Raw genomic sequence first — 15,932 nt, forward strand, 5'->3', positions numbered from 1 at the left:
CCCTCCATCATGAGCCAGAAGAGAAACTGCCCTTGATGATTGCCGTCGGGCGATAGTGCGCCAGCGCCAGGCGCTCTTCACAGAGGATGGTCAGCATGTTTTTCACGAAGTTATCGCGGTCTTCACGGCTGACTTCCACGGTGGCATCCATGCGATCCCACACCTGTGAGGCCATATCAAATCCGCCCACCGTAAAGGTGCCTGCGGCCTGCGCCTTAGTCGGAACCACTGGCAGGCCCCACATGATGTTGCTGGTAAACGCCTGAGGACCACCGAAGATATAGCGGCCTTCGTTGTCTTTCAGCAGCGCGATGTTGTGCCAGTCGCGCGGGTTCAGGACGATACCGGAAGCGCTAAACTCAGACTCTGTCACCTGGTAAATAGCGTGAGCGATAATGTCAGCGCGGGTGTCGCCGGTGGCATTCAGCGAGGTGTCGTAGGCGGTTGCCACTTTGTTCAGACCTTCCAGGTTATCCCCGGTACCGTCGCCGTTCAGCAGCTGGCCTTCTTCCTTCAGCGCCAGACCGTACATGAGGCGGTTGTTGACGTATGACTGCAGCATTGGCGCATCATCCATAACCTGACGTGACGCCTGCACCCAGTGGGCGATGGTCTTCACGTTCGCGGTCTGCTTGCTGAAGGTAATATCCGATTCAGGTTTCAGCGCCTTCTCGGCCACCACATCGGCGTTATTGGTAAACACCTCTTCACGGACATATTCCAGGGAGTTACTGGAAATGCGGCCCTGCGCCAGAAGATCACGAATGGTCAGACGGCGCAGGCCCGGCATGATGATGCCTGGAACCTGCATCGGCTGGATCAGGCTACCTGCAGAATCAGAATCACTGCCCAGCGACTTGTTAAAGGTTTTCGCGTCGAAGCTGCCTTTGCTGCCGTTCCAGGACTTCTGCAGTTCTTCCGCTGCGCGTTCGGAGAAGGATTTCTTCTCACCCGGATTTTCGGCACCGGAGGCCAGTTTCTGCTCAAGATCGAAGAGGCGAGTGCCGGATTTGGTCAGTTCTTCCTGTACTTTCGCAAGGTCCGACTGCAGCTGTTTGGATACCTTACCCGTGCTTTCGATTTCAGCTTTCTGTGCATCGAAAAGCTGGGACATTTTCTGCTGGGACTCTTCGATAGCTTTTTGAATGAGAGCGAGTTCAGACATAATTAATTACCTAAGTTAGAAGGGAAAGATTTGATGCTCTGAAGCAGAGCGTTTATTTGTGCTTCGTTTCCGTCGCCCTCGGACTCGCTCCGAATCGCTGACTTAAACCGGGCTATTAACCCAACTGCCTGTGATTTGGTGAGGCCGACTGAATCCCTCAGCCAGTTCTCCACATCACGGATCGTTTCAATGCCATCGACACTTTTCATGGCTGCGATGCCAGCCTGTTCGTTGGCGGGGAAAGTGCAGACGCTGATTTCGCGCAGAGCCTGGATATTCTTAAAAACGCGTCCTGTTGGAATGATGGTGTAATCGTCTTTCGCAACGGAAAAGCCAACCGACATACCTTCAACCGTACCGTGCTGCATTGCCGCTTTCAGGTCGGCGGCGCCGCTGTGCCCTGGGGTAAGTTGACCGCGTACATACAGGCCTTTTTCGTCTTCGGCCAGGCTGTCCCATTTACCAACCGGCAGCTCCCACGTCTTGTGGTTGAAGAACATCGCCACTTTGCGGGTCTGGTTCGCCAGTGCATTTTTAAACGCCCCGGGCAGAATGATGTCGCCATCGGAATCGGTGTTATTAAAAACAGAGGCGTAGCCTTCAAAAATCCCCTGTTTACCGTCACCGGTGAATTTGATTTCTGTCTCGTCGAAGGACAGCGTTTTTACGATCTCAGGCATTACGGCCCCCATAAAAATTAAGCCCCGTGATTACGGGGCTCTTTGTTGGTTCCTAAATCGGTGATCGGCACGTATTGCGACTGGCGCATTGCCACATCGCCACCCGGCAATGGCGGGAGGTTGTCCGTTCGTCGCATCTCGTTGATGGTGCGTAGCCCTGCCTCTCCCATTGCCTTCATAAAGGCAGCGCGGGATGCCGAATCGCCCCTCAGCAGGCCGTCGAGGTTGTGCTCAGCATGAATGCGGCCGACATCCTTAGCAGGAATAAGCCACCGCTGAACGCTGTTTTCCCACCGGGAGATATAGGGCTGCAGGGTGTACTGCAGGAAGCCGAGATTCTGCTGCTCGATGCCCGATCCCCAGCTCGTTGATTTCTCGACGTCGCCGACAAGGTGAGGCGGTACGCCAAAGAATCGCGCCAGTTCACTTACCTGAAATTTTCGGGACGCCATCATTTCGGCATCCTGCGGCGTTACGCCAATTGCCGATGTGGAAAAGCCCGCTTCCAGTATCCAGAGGCGTTTTTTAACCGGACCGCCGGCGATCTCTTTGAAGTTCTCTTCGACCTGCGAGCGCTGCTGTTCAGTTAGCACTTTTTCGCCGGTTGAGAGGATTTGCGGAGACTTGGCGCCGTTGGCAAAGAAATCTCGCTGCTGGTCCTCCATCGCAACTGCCACACCTGCCGATTTACAGGCAAAAGCAATGGGGGACAGGCCGACCAGCCCGGTAAAGCCGAAGCCTTTAAGGTGAAAAATCTCTCTCTGCGAAAAGTCGGCGTATTCGCTGTCGCGCTGATAGCGATAAACCACTTTTTTTCCGACAAGTTTCACATCCATACTGGCTGACTGAAGCGGGAGAAGGCTGATCACGTCACCCGCGCTGTTGCGATCAATCAGTGCATACGCGTTACCGAAGAAACAGAGCTGCATCGTCATGGCCTCCCTGAATTCCTGGGCGGTCATGTACTGATTCGGCGAGTAGCGCAGCAGTCGCGCCAGCGGATTGCTCAAATCCACTTTTTTACGGTTGTCATTCTGGTCGGTTTCAAAAACGTCAAGCGGGAGGCATGAGGTGAGCGTTGAAATCAGGCTCACGCAGCGCCACACCGTCGAAATTTGCAGTATCCGTTCATCGTTAATGGATGAATCGCCCAGGTGTCCGTGGGCCGAAACGGGCCCCGTTTGTGAGCCCTGATTTGGGGTGACTAAACGCCCGCCGACAAACCAGGACTGCAGCCTTGCCCACCAGCCGTTATTGGTTCGCAGGTCAATCGTGTATTTAGGTTCTTCCATCACATGCTCAGCGGTCGGAAAATGAAGTCGTCGAAGTCACCACCCTGTTCGGTAACTTCCCCATTAGCAGCACCAACGGACATTGTCATTGCGACCATGCCATCAATACGGCCCGTTGCTTTGGATTTATCGAGCTTGCGGTTACCAGCAGCATCTTTCACCACCACCGCATTCACAGCACACATCGTTAATACGGGGTGCATGCCATGCCTCACACGCCCGTTAAGCATCAGAGACTCCAGCGTGTCTACAGCTGGCCCCATATCCTTAAAGCCCTGACCGAACTCGACCAGCGGGAGGCTCAGCCCAATGGCATCGGCATCCTTCCTGAACTGGTCAATGCGCCAGCGGTCAAAAGCCATCGACGTAAGGTCGAAATCACCGATAATTTCAGCGATATCCGCAACGACGAATGAGTAATCCACCGAAGCGCCTGGCGTGGTGCGCAGCAGCCCCTCTCTTACCCAAACGTCATAGGGTGCGCGGTCCGTTTTGGTTCGCTCTTCAAGGGTTTTTTGCGGTGTCCAGAAGAAGGGGAAAACATCCCAAACACCATCATCTGCTTCACCAGCGATAACCAGCGCCGTTAAGTCGTTCCTGGCTGACAGATCCAGCCCCGCGTACCACTTCCTCGGCGTGTTAATCGGCATCTCTCCGCAAAGCTCCCACACGCTGCGGGAGATAAACGGCGATACGGTAGACACGCGCTGATTGAGGTTGAGGTTTCGGAAGGTGTTTTCGAAGCTTGGCATTCGGCCAGCTTTCTCAGCCTGGCGCGCCATGTCTTTTTCTGACCTGAATGTTCCCAGTGCCGGGTTCGCAGCCAGCCAGGACTCGCGTTTACTGATATCAGCGTCTTTTGGCGTTTCATAAACGTGGCACACGATGTGCGGATCTTTCGATTTGACCGCATCATCAATCCAGATGCTCAGCAGGTCAGCATCGTTTGCTGCCTGCGTACTGATAACAATCAGCAGCGGGTTTTCATGCGCCCCCTGCGCGGTAGTTATTGCATCGATAAAATCATCCTGCGGCCCCCTGACCTGCCCGGTTTCATCGAGAATGGCCAGAATGGGGGAAAGGCCGTGCGTCGTCTTGCCTTCTGCGGATAAAGCCTTGTATTCGACGTTACACGGCAGGCCGATCAGCTTTTTACCGCTCGGCGTAATGTGCACAATCTCCTGTAGCTTGGGGTTCAGGTTAACCATCTTCACCGCGAGGTTAAAAACAATGGCCGCCTGTTCCCGGCTGAGTGCACCACTGACAATCTGCGTGTTCTGCACCGCTTCAGGCCCCACCAGGTGAGCCAGCAGAATTCCGGCAATTAGGCCAGTCTTACCATTTTTTCGGGCGATGCTGAGGATCGCCATATCCGTTCCGGCTGGATTGTCGTAAACCGCCAGGATGAATTCTTTCTGAAAGGGGTCCAGCCTCATTGGCTGGCCGATAAGCTTGCCTTCCGGCACGATGCAAAAGCGTTCAATGAACGCTATTACACGCTCACCTCGCGTCATAGTCTTTTATCCGTGCTTGGGAAAGGCGATCAGGTTGTCGTCCTGGTCCTGATGCTCGGTTTTGGTATTTCGTGCATCACGATCATTCTGATTGCGTTTCTTCTGGTCGCGGCTTTCACCGTTGGTTGCGTGGGAATGGATCTGCAGGTCACGGCGCTGAGCCAAGATGGTTCGCTGCAGTTCAACAATTTGCTTACGGAGGTCTTTGATTAGCCCTTCGTCTCGCTCCTCTCCGCGAACGCGTTCTTCTTTGCGTAAATCCTTGCGTAAAACGGTGATATAGAGCTGGTTATTTGCCAGTTCTACGGCGGCCAGAAGGTCGGCTGGCGTCCAGCTGTCCAGAGCTTTCGATCTGATATTGTCATGCCAGAATGGTTCGGCTTTTTTTTCCAAACCTGCATGGGACGGAGGATCGATGGTGTCCACTGCTGCATTTTTCATGGCCTGAACCGCTGCCGCCGAACTGTCGGAACGGGTTCGTTTATCTGCCATATGTCAACACCTTAAAACTAAAAAAATCGGGTTAGCGTTAAATTCAAACTTTGGCGGCGGTCATTTGGGGCAAAGGTTTTGAAGATTTGATCCCCCCCCTGCCCTGATGCGATTCGTTCTCATTTGATTTCATTGCATATGAAATGATTTCACTCATTCATTATCCGCTTCACTTCATCATTCCAGGACGTCTGCTTATCAACCTGTTCGAGTTTCTGATCGCCTTTCCGGTGCCCGGAGACAACATGCCCTGAAATGGTCACTGTCGGCACCTCCTGCCCTACAGCATGCGAGAACTGAATGGATGTCACGTCCTTCATCTCCACGCCATCAATCACCAGACGAACGAATTTTCCATTGCGGTATTCAATGCTGAGGTCTTTCATTACGTGCTCCAGTGAGACGCAGGATCGAGCGGGTAGCCATTGGCATCACAGCCTATTACCGCGCCGCTCTTCTCCATCCTCTGTTTCGTTGAGTCATGATGCGCTTTACACAGTGGCTGCCAGTTCTCTTTACTCCAGAACAGGAGCTGTGCTTTCGATATGGCCAGCGGGTTACCTGACTTAAGCGCATCTTTGAGTTTGTGGGGCTCGATATGGTCAACCACCGTTGCTGGGGTAATCCGCCCCTGCTGCTCGCACATCACACATAGTGGGTGCTGCTGCAGGAAACGCAGACGGGCCTTATCCCATCGGCTGCCATATACGCGGGGCTCTTTGTTCATGCCAGTCTCCATGCGCGGCGGCGTTCCGTCCTCGGTTCGTTGTCAGGGTGACGCTCAACCGTCGGGAGGTCAGCGTGATCCACCAGCGAGTAACACGGATAAATCACCCGGCCACCGAATGCCTCACCGACGGCGTAATCAGCTGCCAGCGTTTTATTCCATGCGTTAAGCATGCGCGCCAGCCTGCCCCGAGGAGGGCTGTAACATACGCCGTGAATCAGTTTGCTAAGAACAAGGTAATCAGCGTTTACTCTGTCTGCTTCCACCAGCATTCCGGCAATCTCTTTCTGATACTGCGGCGGTCGGCCGGTGCCGAGATAAAAGCTCAGCATGTCGTCAGGAAAACGAGCCAGCCAGTCAGTGACCTTATCGGTGAATCCATGTACCGGCAGCGCGTCGTCTTCCAACACCACTACACGGCAAGGCTGCTCGGCTGCCCACTCGATAGCGCGCCGATGATTCCAGTTCGCACCATGGTTACTATCATCCACCAGTAGATGAGCATCCAGCAGCGCAGCAAGCCGTTGCGCTTGCCCTACGCGGATGTGATGGCCGACCACCACAAACTTTATGTCTTCAGCCACCAGCGAACCTCCAATAAAAAAGCCGCACGATGGCGGCTACTGTCAGAATATCAGGGTGTAATTTTTTCATGACCACAGATATTGTATGGTGTTATCACGCCTAGAAATTTAGGCTAACTACAATTTTTAAAGTGAATTACGAGGTGGTCATGTCACTTGATAAACACTTAATCCCTGAACGAACCTGTAGTGAATGCTCAGTGTGTTGCATTTCTCTTCGTATTGAAGAACCTGAGCTAACGAAAAAAGCAGATGTACCGTGCCCCCACCTATCTTCAGTGAAAGGCTGCGCAATCTACAACTCCAGACCTGGCGTTTGTCGTAATTGGTACTGTGGGTGGCGAATAATGCCTTTTGTGAATGAAGAAATGCGTCCTGATAAATCGAAGGTGTTAATCAAAACAGATGGTCATAATTTCATTTTTCAACCATTAACGGCTCAAGATGTTTCGTCATTACTCAACATAAATGTTATGGAAGCAATGGCAACTCTTGTATTGAATGACGTATCTGTTCAAACCTCCATTCCTACCCGGTCAGGATTTACTAATGCTTTGTCTGAGGTTAACGATCTCCTAAAGCCATCATTGAAAACAATGAACCTACGAGAGGGAAGACAAGCTATGAAAACACTTATTTTTCATGCTCGGCATGCACAAACTCTCCCGGAAAAAGATTAACGTTGCTGGTTTCAGATTTTTTTTCCTTCCAAAACTTAACAGTCTGGATGCGTCTCAGTTTTGCAATGCAATTCGTATCAACTGCATCCAGACCGTTCATTAATCTCGGATCGCTTTCTATCAAAATGCCTTTCATTTGTGTTTCCACCATGCGGCCTCCTTACCGATCCCATCAGTTTTGAAAACAGTGTGCACATGAGGTCCGGTAATAACCTTTCCTGCGAATGAATGAGCGACAATACCGAACGCCAGCATGTCACCCACCGCGGCGCCAGCCTGTTCTTTCTTCCAGAAACGATAACTCTCGATCCGGTAGTAAAGACGGATGATGCCGTGAGCAAACGCCATTACATCAGCGCGGGTACCGCCCAGCAGGCCAGCGTTAAGCATCACATGATTTCTGTGCGCTTCAATGAAATCCTGATAGATACGCTCCGGATGATTCTGCTTTGCCCAAGTGTCGGAGTACGTCTTCGGTTCAGAACCGACGTAAACATTCCCGGGCTGCATTTCATCCCATGGCGCGCGCAGCATTTCGACATCAGTACCATCGGTACACCAGACGAACCGGTATTCTGGGTGATCGCGTAGATGCTGCCAGATGTGAAGCCAGCGCCGAAAGTAAACATTCATCTTCACGTCAGGCACGCGGTACAGCTCAACGTCTGCCGGGGCTGTCTGCAGTTCATCCACCAGCGCGATACGACCACAATTCTGAAGCGAGGCCGCCCATTTGCTCAGCATGTCAGGCGAAGCCACCATTTTCTTGCCGCGCTGCGGGTCGGGCTGGCTGGTCAGTAGCGTAGTGATAACCACGTCGCGCCGCTTGCGGTATTCAACGTAACCGGTAAACCCGGCATCACGCCGTTCGTTGTGGATTTTAACGTTACGTTCCACCAGCGCCTGTCGATCGGGACGCGGTACCGAACGCTCTACGGCTTCATGCTCATCGAGAGAATGAATCAGCTTTTCTGAACCGACCACATCACCGTAAGCCCACGTCGTCAGGCCAGCGTTATGGATACGTAGCGCGAGGTCACTGTGTTCGTACATGCCGCGACCGTATACAGGATCGAATCCGCCAACCTTCTCGATGGCGCTGCGGTGGTAATACAGCATCACGCCGCGCTGCCCGGTATACGCCACATGCTGATCGTCACGGTAAAGCACCGAAAGGTCATTCAACTTGTTGCGGCCAGCCAGATCGAGAAACTGGTAAGCCAGATGTGGCTCGGGTGATTTGATGTAGGGAAGATGCCAGTTATCAGCGATGGCATACGCATCGTCATCCCATAAAAACAGGTGCTCGCACCCGGCATCCATCAGGGCAGACAGGCTGGCGTTCTTCGAAGCAACAATGCCGAGTGATGTTTCATGTCGATGCAGCTGAACGCCGTCGGGCACTACCGCTGCAGGTTTTGAACCATCATCGATAACAACCACCAGCGCGCCCGAAGGCATATGTTTCATATGTTGTTCGAGTGATCGTTTCAGGACGTCGGGGCGCTGATGTGTCGTTATAGCAATGCCGATCCGCGCTGAATTAGCACAAGCTGGCGCATACTGTACGCCGTCTATAGTTACCTGCATTTTTATCCTCTACATGGCATAATTTATGTTTATCCCCTACAGCCATTACGATGGGCCTGCCCATGGTGATGGCAATAAAAAACCGCCCGGAGGCGGTTATATTCAGCAGGTCAGCATATTATCTGTGAATGACAAATAGTGATTTGCATCGAGGACAAAGCAACGGCAGCTCCTGTCGTACTTTTGTGGAAGGTTGATTAGAGTGATGACCACATATCGGGCAAGTCACTGTTGTTTTGGTCGCCGCTTCAACGCGTTTAAGTGCGTAATCGAAGAATGACATAATTTTTAACCTCTCTAAGAGTGAGGTCTATCATAACACGGCTGGATACTTTTTAATCACAACTGACCACGCCTTAGCACTTAATCACCTTGTTAATATACTGCTATCGGTTGGTTGTTTGCAGTTCGCCTGCCACGCTTTGTTATGCGCCAAGATGTCTTTCTTAGTCTGGCGGTCCAGAACGTCAATATCGTGGTTTGTCAGATAGATAATCCGGCTCCACAGGCAGCCCGTATCAACCACCACCGGGGCGGGTAAACTTTTCGCGCAACTCCCGATCAACATCGTCGCCAGGCATATGGTTAACAGTCTGCTGTACATTGCTGGCCTCTTTCGTTGTCTCAACCCGGCGTTCTGCTGCTGCGACCGTTGCCGCTGCGTTATATTCGGTGCGCTGCTGGTCGGCTTTCGCTTCCGCTTTGCTGGTGCCGCGAATATGGCCCAGGCCGAACGCACCGGCGATGGCAGCAATGACTGCTGCAGCGATACCAATTAAAGTTTCAAAGCCCATAGTGACCTCACACCAGCACAGATTTCGCCAGGTTAAACAGCGCGCGGCGTTTATCCAGCCCGTTACGACCGCCATTAATAAGCAGCGTGACGCGCTCCACGTCTCCGGAATGAAGCAGGCAGCCGTGAGAGACGTAGAACCATGCAGCTGAGCGTGCGGCGAATTCATCTCGTTCCAGCAGTTCGGGGTACGAAACCAGATCCAGTTTGAGCGCCTGGCCGCAGCTGTGATAGTTGCTAAGCCCGGTGATTTGCTTCAGGCCGCGGCCGCGATATTTCCAGCCATCACCAGCAACCTGGTTGCCCAGGTTCTTTTTGCCCCACTCACCGCCATAAACCAGATTGGCTATCGCTTTTTGATTTGCCGGTTGCGTTGCCGTTCTGCCGAGTGCGGCGGCCTGCTGTGCAGTAATGCGATGCCTGCCGAACGTAGGTACCAGGTTTTCTGCCGAATAGTTCAGGTTTTCCACCAGCCGGGTGAAACCGCCGGACTCATGGCCCATCTGCGCGATAAACATGGCCTGATCGAGCGGCGCGGTTATGCCGAATTCCTTCATTGCAGCATCGATATAGTGAAACCAGCGCACGGCTAGACCGGCGCTTATACCTGCCGCCTTTTGAAATTGTGTTTGGTCCATTAGTGCCTCAGATGATCAACCAGGCGTGCCACGTTGCCTTTAACGGCCACCAGCACGGAAAGAAAGATGATATTGGCCCCGATGGAGGACCAGGAAGAATGAGGATAAATCCCGCACAGGTACGCAAGCGGTACCGCGCTGTAAGTGACGGTAATCAGCCATGCCAACCTGGAAACCCACGGGCGATGGCGGGAGTCACCCCGGCGATAAAACATCAGAGTAACCACCACTCCGGCACAGATCAGAGCGTTTAATGTTGCAGTTGGGTCATTTAGTACCACCTGAACCTCCCCGGCGCGTTATCAGCGCCACCAGCGAGCCGACATCCTGGTTATTCAGGAACGTCAGGATTTTGACGGCTAATGCAGAAATGATTACGGCACCGATGGCGTCCAGAGGTTTATCACTGTAACCGGTCCAGGCAGATAACTTTGAGCCTACCAGCCCGGAGCATAAGATCCCGGCGATATACGACACTATGAAATATGCCAGCCGGCGGGTTGCACTCAGATCAGCTGCTGTGGCGATGTAGAATACGGCACCTGCAAATGCGCCAAATACCACGCCATAATCGGTGCCTGTAAGCAGGCCATAGATACTGGCACCCGTCAGAGCGCCACCGGCTAAGCCAGTGCCGGAAATCGGATCGGACATCGGTCCCCCTCAATGCTGTGAATCCTCTCAATATGAGGGGAAGTAAGGCCGCCAAACGAATCAATTTCAAAAGTGAAACTAAGATATGGTGATCTCAATTGCATGGCGATAAAATAAACGGTCCACTATCGAATGGAGCGATTCATGATTTTTCTTCGAACAGAAAATGGCAGCGAAAAAGTTGACGACTGGGAGCTAATCACTTCAAGACCAAATTTTGTTGCCAAAATAGCAAAAGGCGATCATCAGTTTGAGGAGATTATTGGTTACTATAAATTTAAGGAAGAAATCCACTGTGGTTTAACTGGATGCAACCAGCCACACCAAATGGGTTACATCGTCAAAACCTCAAGAGGTATAGAAACCAACATCGGCAACAAATGTGGAAAAAACGAATTTGGAGTTGAGTTTGGTGAAAACGTTCTCAGTTTCAATAAATTCATGGAGATCGAAACAAACCGAGAAATTATTAGCACCGCAAAAGATAAGTGTGATGCATGGAAAAAAAATATTGAAGCGCTACGAAGCGTCAAGCCCACTATCGATTATCTGTCGTTTGCTATTGAAAAAAGTAAAAACTCCAATTTTTCTGGCAGGCTTGGGGCTGCAGAAATCCGTCTATTAGAAAAAAATCAGAGTGGCTTTGTGACTCTTTCAGAAGTTGAAACTGATAAGAAGACAAGAACCATTCTTTTTGCAATGAATAAGCATATGCGGGATTCTGGAGAGGCAACAAGCGAGTACGACATGGGGAAAGTATCATTTACCCATGTGCTGCTACCCGAAAATAATCTTCGAAATTTATTTGTATCTATAAGTGAAGACATCAAAAAAATTCGTACCATTGACCTATCGACAGCACCAAGCCCTGAGATTGCTGAAACTGCCAGAATCGCGGCCACAATTGAAGAACGAATCAAACAACTAAAAAACCTAAAACATCAAGCCGGTAAGTTCTTAACTAAAAAGAACCTATTACCTATAGCAAATAAAATAAAATACTCTTCGACAGCAGAAGAAATCGAGCTTAAAAACTTTATGGGCTTTTTAGGTTGGCTTAAGTAATAAAAAAGCCCCGAGAGGGGCTTCATGTTGAAATCTTTTAGGCGTTACTCCGCATGATTAGAAGCATACATGACAAGTTCGGACAAAATCAAGCTTTATGTAGTGAAAAAACTAAACTTTGCTGCTTTCTTCACAGCTACTGGTTACAGCCTGAAATTCCCTTGCCGCCTTCCCCTCCTCTTGCTGGCAAATGCTCACCAACGCCTCAAGAAACGGTTTCCAGTTGCGAGTCCATGTTCTGACGTGCAGATCCGGAACGCGCTTCAGTATCACTTTATAGGCTGCGGTAGACGGCACCGCAGAAAATCCATTTCCGCTGCAGCGCTCGCAGGTTTTAAACACCGGAGCGCCGCGCTCGCTTGTGGCCTTGCGGTCTAGAACCTCGCCTTTACCGCCGCAACGACAACGGGCGCTGATCGTTCCCTTGCCTTCGCAAGCATCACAGACCGCCGGTACAACCTCTGTTACCTCCGTCCACTGCTCCCAGTCAGATGGTTGAACAGCACGAGAGCGGCAGGCCCAGTATGGCGCTTTACCCCATGGGTAAGAAACTTTGCGGGTAATCTGCTCGCGGGTTGTTCGCCCGGTACCGCAACAGCTGTGACACGTCGCGCTGGTGGCGGCCGAACGGGAGTAATCAGCAAAGGCAAACTGCGCCAGCATCTGCATGCACCATCCGAACTGCCCACCAGCTGCTTTGCGAACATTCTTCGGTGCGACATCCATCGCATATCGCGCCAGCGCCTGAACTGCGAGCTGTTCATCCGTTTTGCTGATTCCCGCTTTACCGAAGAACGCCGCCAGGCCGAAGCGCGCACGGCTGCTGGTGGTACCAATCGCCGCCATTACGTCTGTTCCTGTAAGGCGGTCCGGAGAAGTTCCCTTCACGTCGTCGCTGATCTGCATTCCCTGAGGGCTAAAGTATTTTAGTGATGCTTCAAGTTCCATATCTCAAACCCTCGTTACGTTGCTGGCTTCCCACTCGAGATCAAGCTCGCTTTGCGGCTTACCGACCAGGTAGTTAAATGGTTTTTTCTCGCCTTCCAGGAACTGGTGAGAGCGAGAGTCGAAATTAGCTCCGATGTCACCGATCCACCCTTCCCCTTCTCGTTGCTTCAACAAACGAATCATTGAAGCGGGGAGATTGATCGCGGCCTGTTCGTCTTTGTCGAGGCTCTCATAACCCATACGATCCGCTTTTCTCTGCGCCAGCTCACGGGGAATGTTGCGCCAGACGGCCATAACGTTGTCGGGCATGTCGGTTAAGGCGCCAGTGCCTTTTACGTCCATCTTTCCTGTTGGAGCGGAGTCGTTTGTTTTTCTGGCGTGGGTAACCAGCAGGACGTGACAGTTATGCTCGTTCTTGAAGTCGCACAGCGTATCGATGAAGTCCTTCTGACCTGTGTAGTCTTCTTCGTCTAAGCCACATTTAGCCAGGTTATCTATGACGAACAGCTCAATGCCATAGCGGCGCCGGGCATAGGCAAAAATCTCAAGAAGCCGGTCTGCTTTGGCCGTTCCGGTAAGTTTGAATACCCAAAGGCGGTCAGAAAACCATTCGTTGGTCATAATGATTTCTTCACGTTTCGGTGAGGAAGTGCAGATGGTTTGCCGCGTGAGTCGGGCAAGCATTTTGCCTGGTTTAAGCTCCAGAGAAGCAATACACGTCCTGACGCCCTGACTCATCGCATCAATCGCGATATGTCCAACGAGCTCTGTTTTTCCATGTCCATTCACACCATTGACGAGGGTCAGTTCACCGGCACGGAACTTAAAGTTGTTGTTCAGCGAAGCCCATGGGCTTGTAAACAGACCGGTATCCCGATGTTCGAATGCCTCGATAGTTTCCTGAAGCAAGTCCCCTGCTGAGCAAAGCTCATCGGGATCGAAGAATTTGGCGCGCTCCATGTATTCCAGAATGGAGTCGCTGTCCATGCCGTTCATCAGGCAATCGTTGATATCTTTGTGGGGAAGTTCAACCATGCGGCAACGATGTTCCCCAAGACGTCTGGCGATTTCTTTTGCAGCTTCACGGCCTACATCGTCGTTGTCCAGGCACAGCCAAATTTCCTGGAAGCGATCGAGGTTATGGTATTCATATTCAATCCACTGCTGTTTGGCACCCTTACCGCCGCCAAAGGGAACAGACAGGGCATCATAGCCAAGCTGCGTGAAGGTCATGCAGTCAATCTCCCCCTCGCACAGCACTACCAGGCGGGTATTTTTATCCAGCGCCTGCCAGCCAAACAGGCATGGTTCACAATCAGCTTCAGCCATAATTAGCTTTTTGCCGTTTGGCCGTTCGGTACCGATACGTTTTACCTGAAGCAGTTCGCCGTTCCGGATATACGGAAATGCCACGGCAGGCACCTCTCGGTTTTCGTCGTGGTACCAGACCACCGCATCTGTCACTTTAAAACGATCGGCCGTTTCACGGGTAATGCCACGTGAAGCAAGATAGTCGTAGCATTTGCTGGCCGATTTAACGCCCTTCTTCGTCGGGCGAGAGAACGTTTTTTTCTTCGCTTCGAAGTGGTGATCGTCATCTTTCAGGCCAAGAAACTCTTTCGCCTCTCGCATTGCATCGTGCAGTTGGCAATTACGCACCAGCACCCAGAGATCCAGCAGGTCACCACTGTCTCCGCTGGCAAAGTCAGCCCATGATTTTTTACCGCCGATATTGACCTTGAGGCTTTTGCCTGAGTCACCGTTCGTATTGCCAGCACACCACTCCTTCCCCTCCAGATGTCCTTTCGGAAGGAGAAACTTAGCGACGCGTTCAGCGTTATCCCATAGTTTTTCTGATAGTTCAGCTGGGCTCATAACTCACAAACTCCGTAAATCGAATTTAACAAAAAACCATCTCACAAATCCCTCGCACAGAACGCCGTGGTTATATCCGGCCACCAGCAAACGCTTGAGGAGTATTTTCATGGGCGATACCCGCCACGGTTCATGCGATCGATCGCTGACTGATTGATAAACACTTCGGCAGAGCCGTCATCAGACTTTGCGTACCACTCGTAGCGGGACTGGTCTTGTCGGGTAGGGACTTTGTTTTCCTGGGTCTCTACCAGCCACGGTTCATCGAAATGTTTATCCGGCCCGAAGAACGTCGCCGCCTGCTTGACGAACGAAGTACCGATCTTTCCCTCAGAGGCCATGAAAGCTGCGTAGCGCTTAACCCCTTCCAGCATCGTCTCTGGTTTTACGCCCTGTTTAATACGTGCGTTCCAGGCTTTGAATGCGCTTAGCTTGTTATTTCCACCGCTACGTTTTGGGTATGCCTGCCAGGCTTCTTCAAATGCAGGAGAATAATCAGTTGAAGATTTCACTTTCGGTGTGTCGGCTTCAGCCGATGCACCAAGATATTTATTCTCTGTATTAATCTTCTGTGTAGTCTCCTGGTAATCTACTGTATGAATGGATGCGGAATTTCCACATGACTGCTCGTTGGTTTTCCCCATACCTGCATGCTGGTTTTCCGCATCACTGTTTGCGGAAATTCCGCATCCTTGTTTGTTGGTTTTCCCCATACCTGCATGCTGGTTTTCGCCGAGTAGAAGTTCTTCCAAGCGCTCCTGGTTTACTCTGAAATATAATTTTGCTGGGATGCCACGTTTTGCTTCTTCCAGTACGCCACAGGAAACCAGCTTTTTACGCGCTCCCTCTTGTTCGTAACGCGTTAATCCAGTCTCTTCTTCGAGATCTGACTGGGTTTTGTAGAACCAATTCCCTTCCATGCGGTTCTGCCAATAGACAATCTGTGACAATAGCAATGCACCTGTAATACCCACGCCAAGGCGAACGAAGGACCGTTGAAAGGCTATTGGACGATCAACGAGCTGTAAGAAATTGCTCACTCCACAACCCTCCTGAAATAATTTTGAAACTTCCAGACAGGCTGCATGCATTCATGCGGATAATTCTGCCTGGTGAAGTACACCTGCTGTTTATCCCGATTCCAGCCGGTGACATGCACAATCACACCGCGCGGATCGCGATAATCGATATCCAATGGCTTAATTTGGTTTTCGGTAGTGATTGAGTGCGACATA

The 15,932-nt window shown here is 51.5% G+C and carries 21 protein-coding genes; 1 reads left to right on the forward strand and 20 read right to left on the reverse strand.

The window, feature by feature from the left end:
• Positions 1 to 7: 7 nt before the first annotated feature.
• The 16 genes from AC1VYI_RS16795 to AC1VYI_RS16870 all read right to left on the reverse strand — a co-directional run bounded on the left by AC1VYI_RS16795 (position 8) and on the right by AC1VYI_RS16870 (position 10,809).
• Positions 8 to 1,165, reverse strand: a complete 1,158-nt coding sequence (locus AC1VYI_RS16795; protein ID WP_016066093.1) for a phage major capsid protein — start codon at positions 1,163 to 1,165, stop codon at positions 8 to 10.
• Between the two features lie 2 nt (positions 1,166 to 1,167).
• Complete coding sequence (locus AC1VYI_RS16800) at positions 1,168 to 1,845, reverse strand: HK97 family phage prohead protease (protein WP_047345265.1); 678 nt, start codon at positions 1,843 to 1,845, stop codon at positions 1,168 to 1,170.
• Between the two features lie 17 nt (positions 1,846 to 1,862).
• A complete protein-coding gene (locus AC1VYI_RS16805; protein ID WP_047345266.1) occupies positions 1,863 to 3,137 on the reverse strand; it encodes a phage portal protein in 1,275 nt (424 codons plus the stop codon).
• Positions 3,137 to 4,651, reverse strand: coding sequence for a terminase large subunit (locus AC1VYI_RS16810; RefSeq protein ID WP_482881907.1), 1,515 nt, complete (start codon positions 4,649 to 4,651; stop codon positions 3,137 to 3,139). The genes AC1VYI_RS16805 and AC1VYI_RS16810 overlap by 1 nt, the downstream gene beginning before the upstream one ends.
• A gap of 6 nt (positions 4,652 to 4,657) precedes the next feature.
• A complete protein-coding gene (locus tag AC1VYI_RS16815) occupies positions 4,658 to 5,143 on the reverse strand; it encodes a terminase (protein WP_482881910.1) in 486 nt (161 codons plus the stop codon).
• 149 nt (positions 5,144 to 5,292) lie between these two features.
• A complete protein-coding gene (locus AC1VYI_RS16820) occupies positions 5,293 to 5,529 on the reverse strand; it encodes a hypothetical protein (RefSeq protein ID WP_348559618.1) in 237 nt (78 codons plus the stop codon).
• A complete protein-coding gene (locus AC1VYI_RS16825) occupies positions 5,529 to 5,870 on the reverse strand; it encodes an HNH endonuclease signature motif containing protein (RefSeq protein WP_001031354.1) in 342 nt (113 codons plus the stop codon). Before AC1VYI_RS16825 ends, AC1VYI_RS16820 begins: the two co-directional genes overlap by 1 nt.
• A complete protein-coding gene (locus AC1VYI_RS16830; protein ID WP_394817752.1) occupies positions 5,867 to 6,454 on the reverse strand; it encodes a hypothetical protein in 588 nt (195 codons plus the stop codon). The genes AC1VYI_RS16825 and AC1VYI_RS16830 overlap by 4 nt, the downstream gene beginning before the upstream one ends.
• A gap of 633 nt (positions 6,455 to 7,087) precedes the next feature.
• Positions 7,088 to 7,285 (reverse strand): hypothetical protein, encoded by a 198-nt coding sequence (locus AC1VYI_RS16835; protein ID WP_047363387.1) that lies wholly within the window; start codon positions 7,283 to 7,285, stop codon positions 7,088 to 7,090.
• Positions 7,267 to 8,724, reverse strand: a complete 1,458-nt coding sequence (locus AC1VYI_RS16840; protein ID WP_482881918.1) for a glycosyltransferase family 2 protein — start codon at positions 8,722 to 8,724, stop codon at positions 7,267 to 7,269. The genes AC1VYI_RS16835 and AC1VYI_RS16840 overlap by 19 nt, the downstream gene beginning before the upstream one ends.
• 118 nt (positions 8,725 to 8,842) lie before the next feature.
• Positions 8,843 to 9,007 carry a YnfU family zinc-binding protein gene (locus tag AC1VYI_RS16845; protein ID WP_213841757.1) on the reverse strand — a complete coding sequence of 55 codons (165 nt, stop codon included), beginning with the start codon at positions 9,005 to 9,007 and terminating at the stop codon, positions 8,843 to 8,845.
• Between the two features lie 84 nt (positions 9,008 to 9,091).
• The gene (locus AC1VYI_RS16850; RefSeq protein ID WP_482881922.1) at positions 9,092 to 9,292 is read right to left on the reverse strand and encodes a hypothetical protein; all 201 of its coding nucleotides are present in this window, start codon (positions 9,290 to 9,292) and stop codon (positions 9,092 to 9,094) included.
• A complete protein-coding gene (locus AC1VYI_RS16855; RefSeq protein ID WP_482881925.1) occupies positions 9,243 to 9,518 on the reverse strand; it encodes a hypothetical protein in 276 nt (91 codons plus the stop codon). The genes AC1VYI_RS16850 and AC1VYI_RS16855 overlap by 50 nt, the downstream gene beginning before the upstream one ends.
• Before the next feature lie 7 nt (positions 9,519 to 9,525).
• On the reverse strand, positions 9,526 to 10,155 hold the full coding sequence (locus AC1VYI_RS16860; RefSeq protein ID WP_318591199.1) for a glycoside hydrolase family 19 protein: 630 nt from the start codon (positions 10,153 to 10,155) through the stop codon (positions 9,526 to 9,528).
• Positions 10,155 to 10,436 (reverse strand): phage holin family protein, encoded by a 282-nt coding sequence (locus AC1VYI_RS16865; protein WP_000243812.1) that lies wholly within the window; start codon positions 10,434 to 10,436, stop codon positions 10,155 to 10,157. The genes AC1VYI_RS16860 and AC1VYI_RS16865 overlap by 1 nt, the downstream gene beginning before the upstream one ends.
• The gene (locus AC1VYI_RS16870; RefSeq protein WP_001283165.1) at positions 10,423 to 10,809 is read right to left on the reverse strand and encodes a phage holin family protein; all 387 of its coding nucleotides are present in this window, start codon (positions 10,807 to 10,809) and stop codon (positions 10,423 to 10,425) included. The genes AC1VYI_RS16865 and AC1VYI_RS16870 overlap by 14 nt, the downstream gene beginning before the upstream one ends.
• Before the next feature lie 144 nt (positions 10,810 to 10,953).
• Between AC1VYI_RS16870 and AC1VYI_RS16875 the strand changes: the two genes are divergently transcribed.
• On the forward strand, positions 10,954 to 11,874 hold the full coding sequence (locus AC1VYI_RS16875) for a hypothetical protein (RefSeq protein ID WP_045407358.1): 921 nt from the start codon (positions 10,954 to 10,956) through the stop codon (positions 11,872 to 11,874).
• 111 nt (positions 11,875 to 11,985) lie between these two features.
• Here the strand turns inward: AC1VYI_RS16875 and AC1VYI_RS16880 are convergent, their stop codons facing one another.
• The 4 genes from AC1VYI_RS16880 to AC1VYI_RS16895 all read right to left on the reverse strand — a co-directional run bounded on the left by AC1VYI_RS16880 (position 11,986) and on the right by AC1VYI_RS16895 (position 15,931).
• A complete protein-coding gene (locus tag AC1VYI_RS16880) occupies positions 11,986 to 12,822 on the reverse strand; it encodes an antitermination protein (protein ID WP_482881935.1) in 837 nt (278 codons plus the stop codon).
• A gap of 3 nt (positions 12,823 to 12,825) precedes the next feature.
• Positions 12,826 to 14,697 (reverse strand): toprim domain-containing protein, encoded by a 1,872-nt coding sequence (locus AC1VYI_RS16885; RefSeq protein WP_032621744.1) that lies wholly within the window; start codon positions 14,695 to 14,697, stop codon positions 12,826 to 12,828.
• A gap of 107 nt (positions 14,698 to 14,804) precedes the next feature.
• A complete protein-coding gene (locus AC1VYI_RS16890) occupies positions 14,805 to 15,737 on the reverse strand; it encodes a hypothetical protein (RefSeq protein ID WP_032621743.1) in 933 nt (310 codons plus the stop codon).
• Complete coding sequence (locus tag AC1VYI_RS16895) at positions 15,734 to 15,931, reverse strand: DUF4222 domain-containing protein (protein ID WP_044901834.1); 198 nt, start codon at positions 15,929 to 15,931, stop codon at positions 15,734 to 15,736. The genes AC1VYI_RS16890 and AC1VYI_RS16895 overlap by 4 nt, the downstream gene beginning before the upstream one ends.
• Position 15,932: the final 1 nt, after the last annotated feature.

This window comes from Enterobacter sp. QK-SA4 (assembly GCF_056856775.1).

Excerpts from the sequence above, each read along its gene's own strand:
- AC1VYI_RS16840 (WP_482881918.1), bottom strand. The coding sequence starts at position 8,724 with ATGCAGGTAACTATAGACGGCGTACAGTATGCGCCAGCTTGTGCTAAT.
- AC1VYI_RS16875 (WP_045407358.1), top strand. The coding sequence starts at position 10,954 with ATGATTTTTCTTCGAACAGAAAATGGCAGCGAAAAAGTTGACGACTGG.
- AC1VYI_RS16835 (WP_047363387.1), bottom strand. The coding sequence starts at position 7,285 with ATGGTGGAAACACAAATGAAAGGCATTTTGATAGAAAGCGATCCGAGA.
- AC1VYI_RS16850 (WP_482881922.1), bottom strand. The coding sequence starts at position 9,292 with ATGTTGATCGGGAGTTGCGCGAAAAGTTTACCCGCCCCGGTGGTGGTT.
- AC1VYI_RS16880 (WP_482881935.1), bottom strand. The coding sequence starts at position 12,822 with ATGGAACTTGAAGCATCACTAAAATACTTTAGCCCTCAGGGAATGCAG.
- AC1VYI_RS16810 (WP_482881907.1), bottom strand. The coding sequence starts at position 4,651 with ATGACGCGAGGTGAGCGTGTAATAGCGTTCATTGAACGCTTTTGCATC.
- AC1VYI_RS16855 (WP_482881925.1), bottom strand. The coding sequence starts at position 9,518 with ATGGGCTTTGAAACTTTAATTGGTATCGCTGCAGCAGTCATTGCTGCC.
- AC1VYI_RS16845 (WP_213841757.1), bottom strand. The coding sequence starts at position 9,007 with ATGTCATTCTTCGATTACGCACTTAAACGCGTTGAAGCGGCGACCAAA.
- AC1VYI_RS16820 (WP_348559618.1), bottom strand. The coding sequence starts at position 5,529 with ATGAAAGACCTCAGCATTGAATACCGCAATGGAAAATTCGTTCGTCTG.
- AC1VYI_RS16895 (WP_044901834.1), bottom strand. The coding sequence starts at position 15,931 with ATGTCGCACTCAATCACTACCGAAAACCAAATTAAGCCATTGGATATC.
- AC1VYI_RS16805 (WP_047345266.1), bottom strand. The coding sequence starts at position 3,137 with ATGGAAGAACCTAAATACACGATTGACCTGCGAACCAATAACGGCTGG.
- AC1VYI_RS16870 (WP_001283165.1), bottom strand. The coding sequence starts at position 10,809 with ATGTCCGATCCGATTTCCGGCACTGGCTTAGCCGGTGGCGCTCTGACG.
- AC1VYI_RS16860 (WP_318591199.1), bottom strand. The coding sequence starts at position 10,155 with ATGGACCAAACACAATTTCAAAAGGCGGCAGGTATAAGCGCCGGTCTA.
- AC1VYI_RS16800 (WP_047345265.1), bottom strand. The coding sequence starts at position 1,845 with ATGCCTGAGATCGTAAAAACGCTGTCCTTCGACGAGACAGAAATCAAA.
- AC1VYI_RS16815 (WP_482881910.1), bottom strand. The coding sequence starts at position 5,143 with ATGGCAGATAAACGAACCCGTTCCGACAGTTCGGCGGCAGCGGTTCAG.
- AC1VYI_RS16795 (WP_016066093.1), bottom strand. The coding sequence starts at position 1,165 with ATGTCTGAACTCGCTCTCATTCAAAAAGCTATCGAAGAGTCCCAGCAG.
- AC1VYI_RS16825 (WP_001031354.1), bottom strand. The coding sequence starts at position 5,870 with ATGAACAAAGAGCCCCGCGTATATGGCAGCCGATGGGATAAGGCCCGT.
- AC1VYI_RS16885 (WP_032621744.1), bottom strand. The coding sequence starts at position 14,697 with ATGAGCCCAGCTGAACTATCAGAAAAACTATGGGATAACGCTGAACGC.